General features: G+C 42.5%; 1 protein-coding gene. It reads right to left on the bottom strand.

Going from position 1 to position 819, the window contains the following annotated elements; genetic code table 11:
- A partial coding sequence (locus tag ACFIL8_RS11460; RefSeq protein ID WP_375689904.1) for a hypothetical protein occupies positions 1-641 on the bottom strand: 641 nt, incomplete at its 3' end.
- Between the last annotated feature and the right edge of the window lie 178 nt (positions 642-819).

Below are 819 nucleotides of genomic sequence, written 5' to 3' on the forward strand. Positions count from 1 at the left end.
CTATTGGCATCAACAAGGCGTTGATTGTAGTCATTAAGAACAGATGACCCCTGCAACATATTCGAATAGGCATTATTGTAAGAGGGGAATAAGTTGCCTATCATGCCTAAGCGGTTTTCATTTAGTTGATCAATCATCGAATTGGCTTGCATCATATGCTGTAAATCTCTATCACGCTGGCGATACTTGATACGAGCTAATTCATCATTAAGCCCCCTCTGTAACTCATTGTTATGCGCACTAGAGCCATAAAGACCACTACCTAAAAACTGTCGATTAATACTATTTCTTATTTCACTTAAGCCCTCTTTAAGTTCCTCATCAAATTGAGAATTCGGTCCCATCAAACCACCAGATGCAATCCAGTTAAGGTTTCTCGCAGACGATGTTGGAGTATTCATCAAATGATTCATATAATTCTGATACTGATGAGGAATAGCTCCAAGACCTCCAATTGCTTGATAAGTTGGAGCACTTAAAGGTGCAACACGAGGTCCCCCATATACATTACCACCCATCCCTGTATCATACATGTTATACGCATCTGCACCCCCACGCTTAAAGACATTCTGCATCCAAGTTGGAGGGGCGCTTGTTTGTACCTGCTTCTGTTCTGTCGTTGTTGGTGTCTTGCTCCCCATGTCACAATTCCTTCCTATAATAAAGCATAGCTATGCCATAGCCTTGCTTGTCCAATGCGCGCTTCCAACCTAAACGACCCAAGATCTCCATTTCAGAAGCCCCATTCTCACGCGCCCAATCCTCTACAAATGTCAAATTATCAACTTGATCAAGAACGCCCTTGCCACTACATTCACA

Origin of the sequence: Bartonella sp. AP57NXGY, from assembly GCF_042195805.1 — a bacterium.
Taxonomy (GTDB): Bacteria; Pseudomonadota; Alphaproteobacteria; order Rhizobiales; family Rhizobiaceae; genus Bartonella.